Origin of the sequence: Mycobacterium montefiorense, from assembly GCF_003112775.1 — a bacterium.
GTDB classification, from domain to species: domain Bacteria; phylum Actinomycetota; class Actinomycetes; order Mycobacteriales; family Mycobacteriaceae; genus Mycobacterium; species Mycobacterium montefiorense.
This window is the reverse complement of the sequence record NZ_BFCH01000018.1, coordinates 908,579-925,575: the sequence shown is the minus strand read 5'-3', so window position 1 is coordinate 925,575 and position 16,997 is coordinate 908,579. Positions and strand designations below refer to the sequence as shown.

Annotated in this window: 17 protein-coding genes; 9 read left to right on the top strand and 8 right to left on the bottom strand. The window is 64.2% G+C overall.

Annotated elements, in window-relative coordinates; all coding sequences use genetic code 11:
• Positions 1–16 precede the first annotated feature (16 nt).
• Both DB708_RS16755 and DB708_RS16750 read left to right on the top strand, forming a co-directional pair.
• Positions 17–574, top strand: a complete 558-nt coding sequence (locus DB708_RS16755; RefSeq protein WP_108923654.1) for a hypothetical protein — start codon at positions 17–19, stop codon at positions 572–574.
• 62 nt (positions 575–636) lie between these two features.
• Positions 637–1,602: an FAD-dependent oxidoreductase gene (locus tag DB708_RS16750; RefSeq protein WP_108924359.1), complete on the top strand. Its 966-nt coding sequence runs from the start codon at positions 637–639 to the stop codon at positions 1,600–1,602.
• Here the strand turns inward: DB708_RS16750 and DB708_RS16745 are convergent.
• On the bottom strand, positions 1,586–2,005 hold the full coding sequence (locus DB708_RS16745; RefSeq protein ID WP_108923653.1) for an anti-sigma factor antagonist: 420 nt from the start codon (positions 2,003–2,005) through the stop codon (positions 1,586–1,588). The two genes, DB708_RS16750 and DB708_RS16745, sit on opposite strands and share 17 nt — an antisense overlap.
• 20 nt (positions 2,006–2,025) lie before the next feature.
• Between DB708_RS16745 and DB708_RS16740 the strand changes: the two genes are divergently transcribed.
• Positions 2,026–3,039, top strand: a complete 1,014-nt coding sequence (locus DB708_RS16740) for an enoyl-CoA hydratase/isomerase family protein (RefSeq protein WP_235616792.1) — start codon at positions 2,026–2,028, stop codon at positions 3,037–3,039.
• 4 nt (positions 3,040–3,043) lie between these two features.
• On the opposite strand, the gene DB708_RS16735 is transcribed toward DB708_RS16740, so the two are convergent.
• Together DB708_RS16735 and DB708_RS16730 are read right to left on the bottom strand one after the other, a co-directional pair.
• Positions 3,044–3,445 (bottom strand): phage holin family protein, encoded by a 402-nt coding sequence (locus DB708_RS16735; RefSeq protein WP_165839839.1) that lies wholly within the window; start codon positions 3,443–3,445, stop codon positions 3,044–3,046.
• A 26-nt stretch (positions 3,446–3,471) separates the two neighbouring features.
• Entirely contained in the window at positions 3,472–4,539 is a 1,068-nt protein-coding gene (locus DB708_RS16730; protein ID WP_108923647.1) for an amidohydrolase family protein, read from the bottom strand.
• 127 nt (positions 4,540–4,666) lie between these two features.
• Here DB708_RS16730 and DB708_RS16725 point away from each other — a divergent pair, with 127 nt between their 5' ends.
• A complete protein-coding gene (locus tag DB708_RS16725) occupies positions 4,667–5,878 on the top strand; it encodes an MFS transporter (protein ID WP_409347613.1) in 1,212 nt (403 codons plus the stop codon).
• Between the two features lies 1 nt (position 5,879).
• Here the strand turns inward: DB708_RS16725 and DB708_RS16720 are convergent, their stop codons facing one another.
• Both DB708_RS16720 and DB708_RS16715 read right to left on the bottom strand, forming a co-directional pair.
• The gene (locus DB708_RS16720; protein WP_108923645.1) at positions 5,880–7,154 is read right to left on the bottom strand and encodes a competence/damage-inducible protein A; all 1,275 of its coding nucleotides are present in this window, start codon (positions 7,152–7,154) and stop codon (positions 5,880–5,882) included.
• A gap of 118 nt (positions 7,155–7,272) precedes the next feature.
• Positions 7,273–7,578 carry an MTH1187 family thiamine-binding protein gene (locus DB708_RS16715; protein WP_108924357.1) on the bottom strand — a complete coding sequence of 102 codons (306 nt, stop codon included), beginning with the start codon at positions 7,576–7,578 and terminating at the stop codon, positions 7,273–7,275.
• 39 nt (positions 7,579–7,617) lie between these two features.
• Here DB708_RS16715 and dtd point away from each other — a divergent pair, with 39 nt between their 5' ends.
• From dtd to DB708_RS16700, 3 genes are all read left to right on the top strand, one after another.
• Complete coding sequence (gene dtd, locus DB708_RS16710; RefSeq protein WP_108923643.1) at positions 7,618–8,049, top strand: D-aminoacyl-tRNA deacylase; 432 nt, start codon at positions 7,618–7,620, stop codon at positions 8,047–8,049.
• Positions 8,050–8,114: 65 nt separating this feature from the next.
• On the top strand, positions 8,115–9,038 hold the full coding sequence (locus tag DB708_RS16705) for a class I SAM-dependent methyltransferase (RefSeq protein ID WP_108923641.1): 924 nt from the start codon (positions 8,115–8,117) through the stop codon (positions 9,036–9,038).
• 23 nt (positions 9,039–9,061) lie between these two features.
• On the top strand, positions 9,062–9,853 hold the full coding sequence (locus DB708_RS16700; RefSeq protein ID WP_108924356.1) for an HAD-IB family hydrolase: 792 nt from the start codon (positions 9,062–9,064) through the stop codon (positions 9,851–9,853).
• Here DB708_RS16700 and DB708_RS16695 read toward each other — a convergent pair.
• The 3 genes from DB708_RS16695 to DB708_RS16685 all read right to left on the bottom strand — a co-directional run bounded on the left by DB708_RS16695 (position 9,850) and on the right by DB708_RS16685 (position 14,423).
• Positions 9,850–10,875 carry an alcohol dehydrogenase catalytic domain-containing protein gene (locus tag DB708_RS16695; protein WP_108923639.1) on the bottom strand — a complete coding sequence of 342 codons (1,026 nt, stop codon included), beginning with the start codon at positions 10,873–10,875 and terminating at the stop codon, positions 9,850–9,852. The two genes, DB708_RS16700 and DB708_RS16695, sit on opposite strands and share 4 nt — an antisense overlap.
• Positions 10,876–10,885: 10 nt before the next feature.
• Positions 10,886–12,817: a flavin-containing monooxygenase gene (locus tag DB708_RS16690; protein ID WP_108923636.1), complete on the bottom strand. Its 1,932-nt coding sequence runs from the start codon at positions 12,815–12,817 to the stop codon at positions 10,886–10,888.
• Positions 12,818–12,968: 151 nt separating this feature from the next.
• Positions 12,969–14,423 carry a purine-cytosine permease family protein gene (locus tag DB708_RS16685; RefSeq protein WP_108923634.1) on the bottom strand — a complete coding sequence of 485 codons (1,455 nt, stop codon included), beginning with the start codon at positions 14,421–14,423 and terminating at the stop codon, positions 12,969–12,971.
• An 83-nt stretch (positions 14,424–14,506) separates the two neighbouring features.
• On the opposite strand from DB708_RS16685, the gene DB708_RS16680 reads away from it, so the two are divergent.
• Both DB708_RS16680 and DB708_RS16675 read left to right on the top strand, forming a co-directional pair.
• Positions 14,507–15,121, top strand: a complete 615-nt coding sequence (locus DB708_RS16680) for a TetR/AcrR family transcriptional regulator (protein ID WP_133251020.1) — start codon at positions 14,507–14,509, stop codon at positions 15,119–15,121.
• A gap of 117 nt (positions 15,122–15,238) precedes the next feature.
• Entirely contained in the window at positions 15,239–16,993 is a 1,755-nt protein-coding gene (locus DB708_RS16675) for an amidase (protein ID WP_108923629.1), read from the top strand.
• The last annotated feature ends 4 nt before the right edge of the window (positions 16,994–16,997 follow it).

Below are 16,997 nucleotides of genomic sequence, written 5' to 3'. Positions count from 1 at the left end.
GGTATCCTCGATTTCTATGGGTGGAGTAGCTATTGCGGCAAGGTTGGCTGCTGCGAGTCTGATGGTCACGGGCTGGGCCGCGTCCACAGTCGTTGCCAGCGCCGATCCGGACGACACACGGGGACCGGCACCGGGGCCGTCATCGGCACCGCCATCGCCGGCGGCGTCACCGGCACCGGCAGCGTCGCCCTCGGCATCACCGTCATCGGCGCCGCCCGGCGAGCCGAAGACCGTCATGGACAAAGACGGCCTCTACGCGGTGGGTACCGACATCGTGCCGGGCATTTACAGCAGTGGCGGCCCCATCGGCAACGGCACCTGTTACTGGAAACGCACGTCCAACCCTGACGGCGCCCTGATCGATAACTCGCTCAGCAAAAAGCCGCAGGTCGTCAGGATCGACCCGGCGGACAAGGCGTTCAAGACGGACGGCTGCCAGCCCTGGCAGCTGACCCCGGACGCCAGCCCGCCCCCAGACGTCCCCGGGCCGGTCGCAGGCGCCCAGGTACAGGGCATCATCGGCACTCTCAACGGGCTGCTCGCGCCGAACGGACAGCGGGTACCCGGTACCTGATCGCCGGACGGCGGCCGCTAGCCGCAGTCCCCGATCGCCGCGTTTTGGATAGCGTGGCGTCCGTGCTCAGTACGCAACAGATCGTCGTCGTCGGTGCCGGAGTCAGTGGACTGACCTCGGCGCTGTGTCTGGCCGAGGCGGGCTGGCCGGTTCGGGTATGGACCGCGGCAATGCCAAAGCAGACGACCTCGGTGATTGCCGGTGCGGTGTGGCTTCCGCCGCAGCCAGCCGAACGCGCTACGGAAACCCTGGTGTGGACCGAATATTCGCTCGGGGTGTTTCGCGAACTGGCCACCGATCCCGACAGCGGCGTGCAGATGTCGCCGGCGCTCAGCGTCAGCGAGTTGACCGCGACCGAGGCGATGTCGTCTGCCGCGCAATCGATCCCCGAGCTGCGGCCGGCTGAGCCTGCCGAGCTGCCGGCGGGCTTCGAGGTCGGGTTCCGTGCGACCCTGCCGATGATCGACATGCCGCACTACCTCGACTATCTGAGGCAGCGACTTGCCGCGGCCGGCTGCGAGATCGAAGAACATCCCGTCCAGTCGTTGGCGGAAGCGGCCGACGCCGCACCGATCGTGATCAACTGTTCCGGCCTCGGCGCAAGGGCGCTGGTGGGCGACGACACGGTGCGGCCGCTGTTCGGCCAGCATGTTGTCCTCGCCAATCCTGGTCTGCGGCAACCGTTTCTAGAGATCAACAACGGTCCGGAGTGGGTCTGCTATTTTCCGCACCCGCAGCGCGTGGTGTGCGGCGGGATCAGCATCCCCGATCGCTGGGACACCACTGCAGACCCCGACATCACCGATCGCATCCTGGCGCGTTGTCGTGGGATCGAACCGAGGCTTGGCGAGGCCGAGGTGCTCGAGACGATCACCGGGCTGCGGCCCGATCGGCCTTCGGTGCGACTGGAAGCCGAGTCGCTCGGGCGGGCCCGTTGCATCCACAACTACGGCCACGGTGGCAACGGCGTGACGCTGTCCTGGGGTTGTGCGCGCGAGGTAATGCGCCTGGTCAGCCCTGATCGTTGACCGGAGACAGTGCCGTCTCAACGGTTGTGTATGTCGGCAGCAGCGGACGCAGTCCGCAGGCGGCAATGGTTCTGGCCACGATGGGCTGGCAGGTGACCAGCCGCAGCGTGACGCCGCGATGGCGACACTGCGTCGCCTCGTGCGCCAGCGCTGCGTACCCGCACGACCCCATGAAATCGAGGTCGCAGACGTCGATTACGAACGGTCCGGGCGCGACGGTTTCCGCGGCACCGCGACTCAGCACGTCCTGCCACGCCCTCTCGTTGCTGGCGTCGATGTCACCGCCGACGTGGACGACCACCGAGGAACCGGTGCGCTCGGTAACCGTGCGCAGACCGCTTGGCGCATTGCCAAGATACGACCCGTTGTGGGGCCGTGAGAATCCAATTGCGGCAGTGTCCATCTCTGCGACATCCCGTCGTCGTGGGCAGTATCGGGCGACGCCGTCCCTTTCCCGAAAAGGACGGCAGGGTTGTCGGCAAAGCGACCCCCGTCGGTTTTACGTCGTTGCTAAGCATATGTGCAATTGAGATTTATCGACGTGAAATTGCACAAATCGCCCAGTTTCCCCGCGCCGGCTCGCGGCCGAAGGACACTGAAACCCTTACTATTTCAGTAACGGTAGCAACAACGAACCGAAACGGCGGCACACCGGTGAGCATCGATTACGCGCTTAACGCTCACATTGCCACTATTACGATCAACCGCCCCGAGACACGCAACTCGCTGGATATGGAACATTTCCGCGATTTGGCGCACGCATGGGCCGACTTCCGCGACGACGACGGTGCGTGGGTCGCGGTCGTCACCGGTGTCGGGCGAGATTTCTGCACCGGGGCGGATCTGAAGAAATTCATTCCGGAACTGACCGGCGACCTTCCCAAACCCGACGGGTGGGACGCCCTTGACGCCATCCACGCCGTGCTCCATCGGTTCCCGGTGTACAAACCGATCATCGCGGCGGTGAACGGCACCTGCGTGGCGGGAGGCTTTGAGATGTTGGGCTGCACCGACATCCGCATCGCCGTGCCCGAAGCGCGATTCGCGGTGATGGAGCCCAAGCGTGGGCTTTTCGCCGGTGGCGGCAGCACCGTGCGGCTGCCGCGCCAGATTCCCTATGCCCTGGCGATGGAGCTGTTACTGACTGCCGACATGGTGGACGCGCAACGGGCCCTGGCCATGGGGCTGCTCAATCGGGTGGTCCCGGCAGACCGACTGATCGATACGGCCTATGACTACGCCGAGCGCATCGCGGTTAACGCTCCGCTCGCGGTGTTCGCGACCAAACAGTCTGCGGTGGAAGGGCTGACGCTTGACCTCGAGGCGGCTTACGACAACGAGACTCGGCACAGCGACCGGGTTTTCGAGACGGAGGACGCCAAGGAAGGTCCGCGCGCCTTCGCCGAGAAGCGACCGCCCCGATGGCTGGCGCGCTGAGGGATCAGCGGCGAGCGTGGCGGTCGACGTCGCGGATCACCAGGGACAGCAGCCAGCTCACGATGGACAACAGGATTGCGGCCCAGATTGCCGTCCACCAGAAGTGGTTGATCGCCAGTCCCCAGTGCGTGGTGTTTTCGGTGAACCGTGCGGTGATCCAGAGCATCAACGCGTTGACGACGACATGGAAGAGACCGAGGGTCACGATGTACAGCGGGATCGACAAGAACTGAACGATCGGTTTGATGAACGCGTTGACCAGACCGAAGATCACGGCGACGACGAAGATGATGCCGACTCTCTCCAGCGGTGTCTTGCCGCCGACGAAGCTCAGCCCGTGAACGAAGTGGGTGACGATCCATAAGGCAAAGCCCGTCAAGGTGGCGCGAAGCAGAAAAGGACCCATGCTGCACGATCCTGCCACCGGAAGGCTCAGTTCAAGGCGTAGAACCGCTGAGCGTTGCGGCCGCCGATCTTTTCGCGCGCCTCTTCGCTGATGTCCGCGCGCGTTCGCAGGTGCTTAGTGCTCTCCGGCCATTCGCCGTCCCAATGCGGGTAGTCACTGGCGAACATGATGAAGTCCGCGCCTAGGACGTCGATCACGCCGGGCAGGATCGGTTCTTCGGGTTCGCAGGTCACCCAGATGTTGCCTGCGGACAGGTATTCGTGTGGATCGCGCCGCCAGCCGCGCTCGACCCAGTCCCCCCGCTTCTCGTAGTGCTCGTGCAGGCGGTCCATGAAGAACGGAACCCAGCCCGCGCCCGCTTCGAGGAACGCGACCCGCAACTGCGGATGGCGTTCGAAGACGCCGCCGGAGACCATCGCAGTCATCGCCGTCATCTGGTCGAACGGAAAGCTGATGCAGTGCACCTGGATGTAGTTGGTGAAACGGTCCACGCCGATCTTCGGCAGATGGATTCCGGGGGCGCCGTGAATGCCGAGCGGCATCGCAAGCTCGACGGCGGCGGCGTAGAACGGGTCGAGATCGGGGTGGTCCAGATTGCGGGTCTTCAGCGCCGGCGGGACCAGAGTCGCGACCAGGCCTAGGTCTTTGGCCTCGGTCATCACGTCGATGGCCAGCTGCCCGTGTTCGATCGGCGTCACGGCCACACCACGTAACCTGCCGCCCGACGAGGCGCAGTAATCCGCGATCCATTGGTTGTAGAGCCGGGCGAATCCCGCGGCGAATTCCGGGTCTTCGAGGCTGGGTGCGCACAGCCCAAGACTCGGGTACAGCACCATCGTGTCGATGTGATCGCGGTCGGCGTCACCGAGCACGCCATCGGGTGACGAGCAGTTGATGTTGGGCGACTTGCTGATTCCGTGCTCGGGTGGACAACCGGCGCCCGGGCCGCGATCCTCCGGGTAGTTGCGGCCTTCGATCATTAACCGCAGGCGTCTGTCGGTGCTGGGCTTAACGCGATCGGGCCAGCGTTTGATCGCTTCGATCGCCAGCGAGGAGTTTTCGGCGACGTGTCCATCGGCATCGATGATTCGCATTGTCGGGAACTTACTCTTGCCGTTTTCAGAGCGGAACAGGCTCGCGCCAACACGCTACGTACGCCAGGATGCTTTCGTGACACGAGAAAAGATCAGCGCCGATCAGAGAAATTCGTTCATTGCGGCAATGCTCGGCTGGACGATGGACGCCTTCGACTACTTCATCGTCGTGTTCGTCTATGCCGACATCGCGAAGACCTTCCACCACAGCAAGGCCGAAGTCGCCTTCATTACGACGGCGACCCTGGCGATGCGCCCCGTGGGCGCCTTGATTTTCGGGCTGTGGGCTGATCGGGTCGGTCGACGAACGCCACTAATGGTGGACGTGATCTTCTACTCGGTCGTCGGCTTTCTGTGCGCATTCGCGCCCAACTTCACGGTCCTGGTGCTCCTGCGGCTGCTGTATGGCCTTGGCATGGGCGGGGAATGGGGGCTGGGCGCCGCGCTTGCCATGGAGAAGGTCCCCGTCGAGCGGCGCGGCTTTTTCTCCGGACTGCTGCAGGAGGGCTACGCCTTCGGCTATCTGCTGGCCAGTATCGGATCGCTGGTGGTGATGGACTGGCTGGGATTGTCCTGGCGCTGGTTGTTCGGTCTGTCGATCATTCCCGCGCTGATCAGCCTGATCATCCGCTACCGGGTGCAGGAGTCCGAGGTGTGGGAAGCCGCCCAGGATCAGATGAAGCTCACCAACACCAAAGTCACCGACGTGCTGCGCGACGGCAAGATCGTTCGCCGGTTCTTCTACCTGGTGCTGCTGATGACCGCCTTCAACTGGATGAGCCACGGCACGCAGGACGTCTACCCGACGTTCCTGGGCTCGACGGCCAACCACGGCGCCGGTCTGGACAGTGTGACGGTCAAGTGGATCGTGGTGGTCTATAACATCGGTGCCATTCTCGGCGGGCTGTTCTTCGGCTCCATGTCGCAACGATTCAGTCGCCGCTACACGGTGGTCTTCTGCGCGATTTTGGGACTGCCGATCGTCCCGCTGTTCGCCTTCTCCCGGACCGCCGCGATGTTGTGCCTGGGCTCGTTTTTGATGCAGGTCTGCGTGCAGGGGGCCTGGGGTGTGATTCCCGCACACCTGACCGAGTTGTCGCCGGACGCGATCCGCGGCCTCTATCCCGGGGTGACCTACCAGCTCGGCAATCTGCTCGCCGCCTTCAATCTGCCCATCCAGGAACGCCTTGCGGAGACGCACGGCTATCCGTTCGCGCTAGCTGTCACGATCGTTCCGGTGCTATGCGCGGTGGCGTTCCTGACGCTGATCGGCAAGGATGCAACCGGAATCCGCTTTGGCACTGCCGAAAGCGCTTTTCTCCCAACGGAAGTGAAGTGACTTAGAGGGGCGCCTGCTCGCTCAACGCGCGTCGCAGCATGTGCATCGCGACCGTCGTCGAGCGTTCCCGGATGTCGGAGCGGTTGCCCGGAAGACGTAGTGTCCGGGTGTCGGTGCGGCCCCCGGCAAGTCGCACGGTGAAGCAGACCGTTCCAACCGGCTTTTCCGGAGTTCCCCCGCCGGGACCGGCGATACCGGTGATCGCGACCACGGTATCGGCGTCGAAGCGCTGCAAGGCCCCGGCCGCCATCGCCTCGGCCACCGGCTCCGACACGGCGCCGTGCACGTCGATCAGTGTGGCGTCCACGCCGAGCAGCTGGATCTTCGCGTCGTTGGAGTAGCTCACCACGCCGCCCATCACGTAGTCCGACGACCCCGGCCGGTCGGTAAGTCGTGCGGCCACCAGGCCCGCGGTGCAGGACTCCGCGGTGGCTATCCGGCGCCCGGACAGTAGTCGGGCGACCAGATCGTCGACCTGGGATCCGTCTTCGGAGTAGAGCTGCTGTTCGTGCCGCTCACGCAGCAGCTGAGTCAGTCGAGCGTAGACGTCCGCCGCGTCCGGCTCGTAGCGGGTGACCATCTCAATCTCGCCTCGCCGAAGGCACGTGGTGATCTCCAGCGATTCGAATCCGGGGACGGAATTCTGGGCGTCGCGCAGCGTTTCAGCCAGCCCGGACTCGGGCAGCCCGAACATCCGGACGGTCTCCTGGCGGTAGATCGTCCGGCCGGCGATCGCTTGCTGCGCCGCGGGAGTCTCGATAGCCGTGTGCCACATCGGCTGAAGTTCGCGCGGGGGTCCCGGAAGCACGATCACCGTGGGTTTACCGGGCACCACGACGCCCGGGGCGGTGCCCACCGGATCGAGCACCTGGGCGCCGGCGGGAACCATGGCCTGCTTGCGGTTGGCGGTGCGGACCGCGTCAAAACTTTCCGAATCAAAATGCGCCATAAGCCTTTTGAGGATATTGGCGATCTTGCTTTCGACTTCTTCGTCGAGCACCAGCTTGCGCCCGCAAAAGCGCGAGACCACTGCGACGGTCATGTCATCGGCCGTTGGTCCCAGTCCGCCGCTGGTGACGATCAGGTCCACACCTTGGGCGGCCATGAAGTGCAGCTGCGCCTCGATGTCGGAAGGGCGATCTCCGCAGATGGTGATGTGGGCCAGCTCGACGCCCAGTTCCAGCAGCCGGTCGGCGATCCACGGGCCGTTTCTGTCTTGGACGCGTCCGGTGAGGACTTCGGTTCCGGTGACGACGATGCCTGCGCGTGCGCTCACCGGCTTGAGCCTACGCACCTGCGCTGCCCGGTCAGCCGGTCGGCATCGAGTGTGCGCTTTTGGCGTCGAGTGCACAGTCGACGCGGCCGAGCAGGTGCGCTGAAAACGCCGGGCGGTGCTATCCGCTGGTGAGGTGGCGCTCGACCGTCTCGACTTTCTGCGTCATCGCATCCTGGACACCGGCCCGCCAATCCGCCTTGATTACGGTGCTGACGCGCGGTGCCCGAGCGGCCACGGCCTCGACCGCGCGCTGCACCACCGTCATGACTTCCTCCCAGGTATCGCCTTCGATCACGGTGAACATCGAATCCGTCTTGTTGGGCAAGCCGGATTCACGCACCACCCGAACCGCTTCGGCAACGATCTCGCCAACACCTTCGCCGACGCCGAGCGGGGTGACGGAAAACGCGACTAGGACAGACACGCTGACGAGCGTACCCATCCGGCCTGGCAGCATCGAAGCATGCGGGTTCTGGTGCAACGGGTCTCGTCGGCTGCGGTGTCCATCGACGGCGAGGTGGTGGGTGCCATTCGGCCCGACGGCCAGGGGCTGCTGGCACTTGTTGGCGTTACCCACAGCGATGACTTCGACATAGCGCGCCGCCTTGCCGAAAAGCTGTGGAACCTACGCATTCTCGCCGACGAACGATCAGCGGCCGACGTCGGTGCGCCGATCCTGGTGGTCAGCCAGTTCACGCTCTATGCCGACACCACCAAGGGCCGCCGGCCATCCTGGAACATGGCGGCCCCCGCAACGGTCGCCGAACCTATGGTCGCGGCATTCGCGGAGGCGTTGCGCGGGTTGGGTGCTCACGTCGAGACCGGCGTCTTCGGTGCGAATATGCATGTCGAATTGGTAAACGACGGACCGGTAACGGTGTTTCTCGAGCTCTGAACACGCCCCGCAGGTACCTTGGATATGTCGGCGCGTTGTGGCCGATTGAACTAGGAGGGGCGACCATGGGCGCTGCGCCCGAGTCCGGGCCTGAATTCGGCTCGCTCCGTTCCGATGACGATCAGTGGGACATCGTCAGCAGCGTCGGCTATACCGCCCTTCTGGTGGCCGGATGGCGCGCACTGCACGCGGTTAGCGCGCGACCGCTGGTCCGCGACGAATATGCGAAGGTGTTCATCGCGGCATCCCGGGACCCGTATTTGGCCGGTGTGCTCGCCAATCCGGGCAGCAACGACGACGAGACCGCTTTCCCGCGTCTGTACGGCGTGCAAACGCGCTTCTTCGACGATTTCTTTACCGCTGCCGGTGATGCGGGGATACGACAAGCAGTGATCGTGGCCGCGGGATTGGACTCTCGTGCGTATCGCCTTGAATGGCCGCACGGAACAAGCGTTTTCGAAATCGACCTGCCGAAAGTCCTGGAATTCAAAGCGCGCGTGCTGGGCGAGCATGGCGCGGTGCCCACCGCGAGCAGGGTCGAGGTCGCCGCCGATCTCCGTACCGACTGGTCCCGGCCGTTGGAAGCGGCCGGTTTCGACACCGAAAGGCCTAGCGCCTGGTCGGTGGAGGGGATATTGCCCTACCTCACCGATGAAGCCCAGAACACGCTGTTCACCCGGATCAGCGGGCTTAGTGTGCCCGGCAGCCGAATCGCCATCGGTGCACTGGGATCGCGGCTGGACCACGATCAGCTCGAAGCGCTGGAAACCAACCACCCCGGCGTCAACGTGTCCGGCGACGTGGATTTCTCCGCCCTTACCTACGAGCCCAAGGGCGACCCCGCCGAATGGCTGGCGGCGCATGGCTGGAGCGTTGAGCCCGTTCGCAACACCCTCGATCTGCAGGCCGGCTACGGCATGACGCCGCCGGACGTCGACGTGAAGATCGACGGTTTCATGCGTTCGCAATACATAACGGCAACCCGGTAACGGACGGAGTCGGCATGGTGGCGATGACGATGCTCTCCCCCGGCGATGCCATTGCCGAGATCGCCGCCAGTTCGCCGGGACCGCAGGTCGGTGCGTTCTTCGATCTCGACGGTACGTTGGTCGACGGCTTCACGGCCGCGGTTCACGTCGGCGATCGGATCCGGCGCCGGCAAGTCGGGATCGGCGAGCTCCTCGGCGTGTTCGAAGCCGCGTTGCGATATCGATTCGGCCGCCTGGAATTCGAGAACCTCATCGTCCGGGCCGCGGGCTATCTGCAAGGCGAGTTGTTGGTCGAACTCGACGAGCTGGGCGAGCGGCTGTTCGTCGAACGTGTTGCCTCGCGGCTGTATTCGCACATGCGTGAAATCGTGCAAGCGCATCAGGAGCGCGGGCACACCGTCGTGCTGAGTTCATCGGCGCTGTCGATTCAGGCATTGCCAGTCGCCCGCTTTCTCGGGATCTCCAACGTGCAGTGCAATCGCTTCGAGCTCGACGACCTGGGGCGCCTGACCGGCGAAATCCTCAAACCTATTGTGTGGGGAACCACGAAGGCGGCCGCGGTGCAACAGTTCTGCACCGAAAACAACGTTGCGGTGCAACACAGTTACTTCTACGCCGACGGCGACGAGGATACGGCGTCGATGTCGGTGGTCGGTTATCCCCGACCGGTGAACCCGCGTTCGGGTCTGGCCGCAGCGGCCGCGGCATACGGCTGGCCGGTGATGTGCCTCGCCTCGGTGCGACGCCGGCCGATGCGGACCCTGCGCTATCTGGCGAACCACGTTCGCCGCGACGCGCAACGTGACGGGGCCTAAGGCTTCAGCAGGACTTTCACGTCGTCACCCGACCGCGACTCCGCCGTCGCATACCCCTTGGCGGCTTCATCCAACGGTAGTGACGTGGTGAAGATGCCATCGACGTCGAGCCGGCCGGACTGCAGCAGCGGGACGAGCTCCGGCCAGGTGCGCTGCACCGGCGCCGTGGTGAATCGCAAGCTTGTGCTGCGAATCAGACAGCCCAGGGCGTTGAGCGGAAACGGATTCATATCGTGCACTCCGACAACGGATACGGTCCCGCCCGGCCGCACCGTGTTGATCGCATCAGTCAGGGACGAATCCGTGGCGACGGCGTCGATCACGGCGTCGGCGCCGCGCCCGCCGGTCGCGGCCATGATCGCCTCCAGGGCCGGTGCTTTAACCGGGGTTGCGCCCCACCGAGCCGCACGGTCCAAACGGCCGTCGACCCTATCGACTGCGAAAACCGTTGCGGCGCCCTGGAAAAATGCGCTGCGTAGCGAGCACAAGCCCACCGCGCCCAGCCCGATGACCGCTACCGTGCCGCCGAATGGAATGTCAGCACGCTGCGCCGCCGCCCAGCCGGTGGCGAGATTGTCGGTAAGAAGCAGAGCCTGTTCGGTGCTGATCCCCTCGGGCATCTTCAGCAGCTGGAAATCGGCGGCCGGCACGGCGAGCAGATCGGCTTGTGCACCGCCGAGCAGGCCCCCGCCGAAGATCTGAAAACCGGCGTAGCACATGACCGGGTCGCGGGTGGCACAACCCGGGCAGCTGCCACAGCCGGTCACCGACGACACCATGACCTGATCTCCGGCCTTGACGGTGCGCACGTCCGGGCCGACTTCCACCACGGTGCCGACTGCTTCGTGGCCCAGCGCGATCGGGTCGGGCATCGGGAAATCGGCTTCGTAGAAATGCAAGTCGGATCCGCAGATGCCGGCGGCGGTGACCTCGACGATCGCTGCGTCGGGGCCGGAAAGCGCGGGATCGGGGCGGGTCTCGACCCGGATGTTGCGGGGTCCGTCGACGACTACCGTGCGCATGATGGTGTGCTCACTTTCCTTGTCGCACAATAAATTGAGACCAATCAGGCTCGCGCACCGCGGCCCAGTACTCGTTGAGGCGCCACGGGCTCACGGTATGGATCTCGCCGTCGGCGTTCTTGAAATAGGAGTGCTTGACCGCTGGATGGGACCAGACCATTTTCTTGATCTGGGTCTGCGTCCGCTGATGCCAGTCGGTCGCGGCGTCGGTCTTGGGCTCCATCGAATGCACGTCGGTGTCGGCCAGCCGCTGAAGGCACTGGTCGATGTAGCGCATCTGCAGCTCGGACTGGAAGATCAGGCTGCCGCCGTGGGCGAGGTGGGTGCCGGGCCCGTAGATGATGAAGAAGTTCGGGAAATCCGGAACCGTGATGCCCAGGTATGCGTACGGTCGACTCCCCCACATCTGGTGCAGGTCGATTCCGTTGCGGCCGGTCACCTTTAGCGGCCACAACACGTCGGTGTGCCGAAACCCGGTGGCGTAGACGATGATGTCGACCTGGTGCGTCGCGCCGTCTTCGGTGACGACCCCGCTGGGGGTGATCTGCTGAATCGGCGTGCGGACCAGTTCGACGTTGTCGCGCTGCAGTGTCTGCAACCAGCTGCCGTTGTCCTGCAGGGTCCGTTTGCCGCAGGCGGGATAGTCGGGCATCACCTTGGCCAACAGCTCGTGGTCATCGCCGACCTGACTGGTGATCCACTGGGAGAACATCATTGCCGCGGCGGCGTTGATGTCGCTGACCGCGGCGTCCGGGTCCGCATAGTTCGGATCGGCCTCGGCCGCGTCAAGGCCCTTGTCCGAGCCGGGCCACAGCACGAGGAGCCGGTACCAGCGTCCGTAGAACGGCAGGTTGCGCATTGCCCAGCGCACACCGTCACCGACTTCGTCGTGGTACATCGCATTCGGGAACATCCATTGGGCGGTTCGCTGGAACACCGTGAGGTGCTCGACATCTCCGGCAATCGCGGGTGCGATCTGGAAGCCGCTGGCGCCGGCACCGATCAGGGCGACCCGCTTGCCGCTGACGTCGACCGAGTGATCCCAGGCAGCTGAGTGAAACGACGGGCCCTCGAAGCTTTCGGCACCGTCGAATTCAGGGATCTGCGGCCGATTGAGCTGGCCGACCGCGGTGAGCAGCACGCGTACCCGAAGCGTGCTGGTCTGCCCGTCGATGTCGCGCAGCGAAACGGTCCAGATCCCCTCGTCGTCATTCCATTCGGCAGCGAGAACCTCGGTGTTCCAGCGGATGTGCTCGGCCAGGTCGTGCTTTTTCATCACCTGGTTGAAGTAGTCCTGCAGCTCGTCCTGTTCGGCGAAGAAGTGTGTCCAGTCGTTGTTGGGTTCGAAGCTGTAGCAATAGAAATGGTTAGCCACATCGACGCGGGCTCCGGGATAGCTGTTCTCCCACCATGTTCCGCCTGGGCCGGCGTTCTTCTCCACGATCGTGAACGGGATGTTGGCTTGTTTGAGCCGAACGCCGGCCAACAGCCCGGATTCCCCGCACCCGACGACGAGGACCGGGATGTCGGCTGCGCGCCCGGCGGGGATGGCTGCCGGCCGGCGCGGGTCGGTCCCGTCGAGGTCCAGTTCTTCGGCGACCAGGGGCAGGTAGTCGTCGGGAACATGCTCGCAGGCCGCCCAGTCCATCATTTCCCTGATCAGCTCCGGGCTAAGCGGCTCAGGCTCGGGACAGCCCCGGTCGCGATACTCGCCGATCACCGTCAGCGCCTCGGCCCGGGCTCGAGCCTTGTCGTCCTCCGACATGAACCCCTGCACCTCATTGAGGAAGATGCCCATCTGCTTGTAGTCGCGAATGAATCGCGGGTCGCCGGTGATGTGGACGAGCGACAGCAGCAGCGTCGGGATGCTGACGTCCTGTAGGGCGTTGGCGATGTCCTCCGTCGAGGTGGTGAAAGGGCGGCCGGAGTAGGGGCTGCGCATCGAGCCGATCCTTTCGGTGGACGGGGATTCCGATTACGCTACTCACCGTTTCGTAATTGGCAGCACTACGCTACCCGGTGCCGACGGAGCCGATCAAGAGTCGTCATCGCATAGCAACCGCAATCTCGATTTCGGCGTCCCCCAGGATGCGTTAGCAGGAGTCGGCGTCGACCGGGGCCACGCGTTCGGGCCATATCCGCAATGCGGCGAGATAACCGATTGCTGCGATGGCCGCCGATCCAACGAGGCTGATATCGATGCCGTTGGCGAGGTATGCCAGGGGGCCGGGGTACAGCGAGGTGTCAACCGTAAGGATGCCGAATAGCGACCCAGCGAGCCACGGAATCACGGCGCGCAGGTTCCAGCCGCCGGTGAACCAGTATCGGCCACCGCGGCGTCCTTGGTTGAACACCTGAAGATCAGCGGGGTGGTATTCGCCGCGCCGCGCGACGAGAAAGCCGACGACGTTGATTGCCACCCACGGTGCGGCCAATCCGTTGAGCACCAACGTCATCGCGGTGATGGAGTCGACGGCCTTGACCACGAACACGCCGATGTACAGCAGCACCACGGCCAGCCCCGACGTTATCAACGTGGTCTGTACCCGCTTCAGCCTCGGGATGAGCGCTTCTAGATCGAAGACGTTCAACACCCCTTGTCCCAAGCCGCCGGCCAGAGCGATGAGCACGATGGGCACCACGTACCAGTCGGGCGATTCAGCGACCAGGTCGGCGACGTATGAGTCGCCAAGCGTGGTGAAGGTCGAAGCGGTAAACGATCCGAACGCGGCGGTGAGCAAGAGTCCGAAGAAGATGCCGCCCATTGTGGCGATGACCACCGAGCGATCGCTGAACTTGCTACGGGAAATCCGGCGGCTGTAGTCACCGAGCGTCGGGGCATACGAGAGGGGGCCGCCAGCGGCCATGGCGACGGCAAGGGCCCAGGTTTGCCAGAACCCGACAAGAAGGTAGTGGCCGTCGCCGCCAGCGTTCGATTCAAACTTGCCGCCGAAAGCCATGAAGCCAAGCAACAGCAGTATCCCGACGATAGGCAGGACGAACTTCTGCAACGCCACCACCGTGCCGTGGCCGAAGAGGGCGACCACGACGATCTCTGCGGCGATGATGCCATAGCCGATTGCGAGCATGCCGTGGTTGACGGGCGTTCCGAACAGCCGATGAGACGCCACAATGAGCGCATCCCCCGAAGTCCAGACGGCGATCGCGGCGTATGCCAGGGCGAACATCAGGGTCAGTGTTGACCCGATCAGTCGGCCGGTCACCCCGAAGTGGGCGCCGCTGGACACCGTGTTGTTCGTGCCTGTGCGTGGGCCCATCAGCGCCATCGGCGCAATGAGCAGGGTGCCGAGGGTTATCCCGGCAGCGCTAGCAGTGACAGCACCGATCCAGCTGAGGCCGAATGTTATTGGCAGCCAGCCGAACACGATTACAGAAAAGGCCAGATTACCGCCGAAGAAAACGGCAAGCATATTCCGCGGCCGGGAATCGCGCTCAGACTCCGGCAGGTATTCGACACCTTTTGCCTCGACGTGGCCGAAGCGATCTTCGGAGGGCGTGGGATCGGCTGCGCTCGGCACAATGGTCATTGACCTCCGTTGTTGACAGATGATTCAATAGGGTTGATGCAGTGTTCAATAGAGCACCGCCTGCTTCAAGAGGATCAGCGAAATTGACTTGGACTGCCACGACGGACGCCCGTCGGAAGATGCCCGCCGAACGCCACAGCGAGCTGCTGGCCAGGGCGGTAGCGATTAGTCGGGACGAAGGGCTTTTCATGGTCACGCTGCGCAAGGTTGCCAGCGATCTTGGCGTCACACCGGGCTTAGTCAGCCACTACTTTTCCTCGGCCGAGCAGCTGGTCGCCGCTGCGTTCCGGGCCACCGCAGTGGCGGATCTGGATGAGGCTCGACTGCGGGTTGCCGCGGCCAGCGGGGCCGCAGACAAGATCGATGTGTTGATCGACTACGTGCTTGATGACTGCAGTATGGGCGCAAACGCGCTGTGGCTGGAGGCATGGAGCCTTGGCCGGCGAAACCCAGCACTGGCCGCCGAGGCGGATGCACTGACGGTCGAGTGGTTGGAGTTGATCGCCGAGATCGTGCGGGTGGGCCGCGGGACGGGGGAATTCCGGGTCGCCCGCCCAAAAATGGCAGCGTGGCGATTGCTGACCATGATCGATGGACTGGCTGCGCAGAAGGTGACTCGTGCCGTGTCCTCCGACGAAATCAAGCAAATCGGCCGCACCTATTGCGCATCTGAACTCGGCCTCGGATCGGCCAAGTAGATGAAACCGCCGTACTCACGGCGTTGAGCGGTTTTGCCGGCCGATTTGCCGAAGTGCGGACGCGGCGCTGCGGCTGTCGCCTCTTCGTAGAGACCATCGAGACAGGAGTGCGTGCGGGTGAATGCGTTCGATGTGGTCGAGGCAGACATTGCGCAGCTGCGGCGTGCCCTGGAAGAGGGCCGGCTGACGAGCCAGGACCTCGTCGAGAGCTACCTGGCACGAATCGATGCTTACGACCGCAATGGCCCCCGGCTCAATGCGTTGGTGGTGATCAACCCGGATGCGCAGCAAGAAGCTCGGGCCTCGGACGGGCGGCGGTCCAAGGGCGAGACGCTGGGCCCGCTCGACGGGATCCCGTACACCGTTAAAGACAGCTACCTTGTGAAAGGTCTTACCGCGGCGGCGGGCTCTCATGCTTTCGAGCACTTGGTCGCGCAGCGCGATGCCTTCGCGATTGAGCGGCTGCGGGCCGGCGGTGCGGTCTTGATCGGGCTTACCAATATGCCTCCGATGGCCAATGGCGGCATGCAGCGCGGTCTCTATGGCAGGGCCGAGAGCCCGTACAACGGTGACTACTTGACTTCCGCGTTCGGGTCTGGCTCATCGAATGGGTCGGGAACGGCGACCGCGGCAAGTTTTGCGGCGTTCGGGCTCGGAGAGGAAACCTGGTCAAGCGGACGGGCGCCGGCGACGAACAACGCCCTCTGCGCCTATACCCCGTCGCGCGGGGTGATTTCCGTGCGGGGCAACTGGCCCCTAGTCCCCACGATGGATGTCGTCGTTCCGCACACCCGGACGATGGCCGACCTCCTCGAGGTTCTCGATGTCATTGTCGCCGACGACCCGGATGCTCGTGGGGATCTGTGGCGTATGCAGCCCTGGGTCGCGATCCCAAGGGCGTCGACGGTACGGCCCGCCTCTTATCCGGCCCTGAGGCCAGTCGACCGCGGGACGGCTCAGAAGTTTTTGGCAGGCAAGAGGTTCGGCGTGCCACGGATGTATGTGAATGCCGATCCGGATGCCGGAACGGGCGAGCAGCCGGGTATCGGCGGTTCGACCGGGCGGCGTATCGAGACCCGCGCATCGGTGATGGATCTTTTTCGTGTCGCCGAGGCAGACCTCGTGAGCGCTGGAGCGGACGTAGTGCGGGTTGATTTCCCGGTGGTATCCAACTACGAGGGCGACCGCGCAGGTGCCCCGACGATCAGAAACCGAGGTCTAGTCAGCAGCGGATTTCTCGATCACGAAACCCGGGATCTGTCAGCGTGGGCGTGGGACGACTTCCTTTGTGCCAATGGTGATCCAAACCTGAACCGGCTCGTCGACGTGGACGGCAGCTTGATCTGGGTTCATCCGCCAGAGGCATTGCCGGATCGTGCAGAGGGGTTCGGTGATGACATCACTACTTACCCTGCCTTCTTGAAGGACCATCCCATCGAGTCTTTCCGCGATATCCCACACCTGGCGGAAGGGTTGCGGGGTTTGGAGGAGACTCGCCGGGTAGATCTCGAAGAGTGGATGGACCAACAAGGTCTTGATGCTGTGGTCTTTCCCGCCGTCGCCGATGTTGGCCGCGCCGACATGGACGTCAACGTTGTGGCCGCCGATCTTGGCTGGCGTAACGGCGTGTGGGTCGCGAATGGGAATCTGGTGCCACGACACCTGGGAATCCCCACTGTCACTGTGCCGATGGGCATCATGGCCGACATCGCTATGCCGGCCGGACTGACCTTCGCCGGTCGCGCATACGACGACACGGCCCTACTGGCGATCGCCGCGGCGTTCGAGGCCACCGGCGCGCGGCGTACCGCGCCCCCGCGGACACCGGCACTGGGACCTCGATCTTCCAACGAAAAGATGGCGGACAATTGAACGG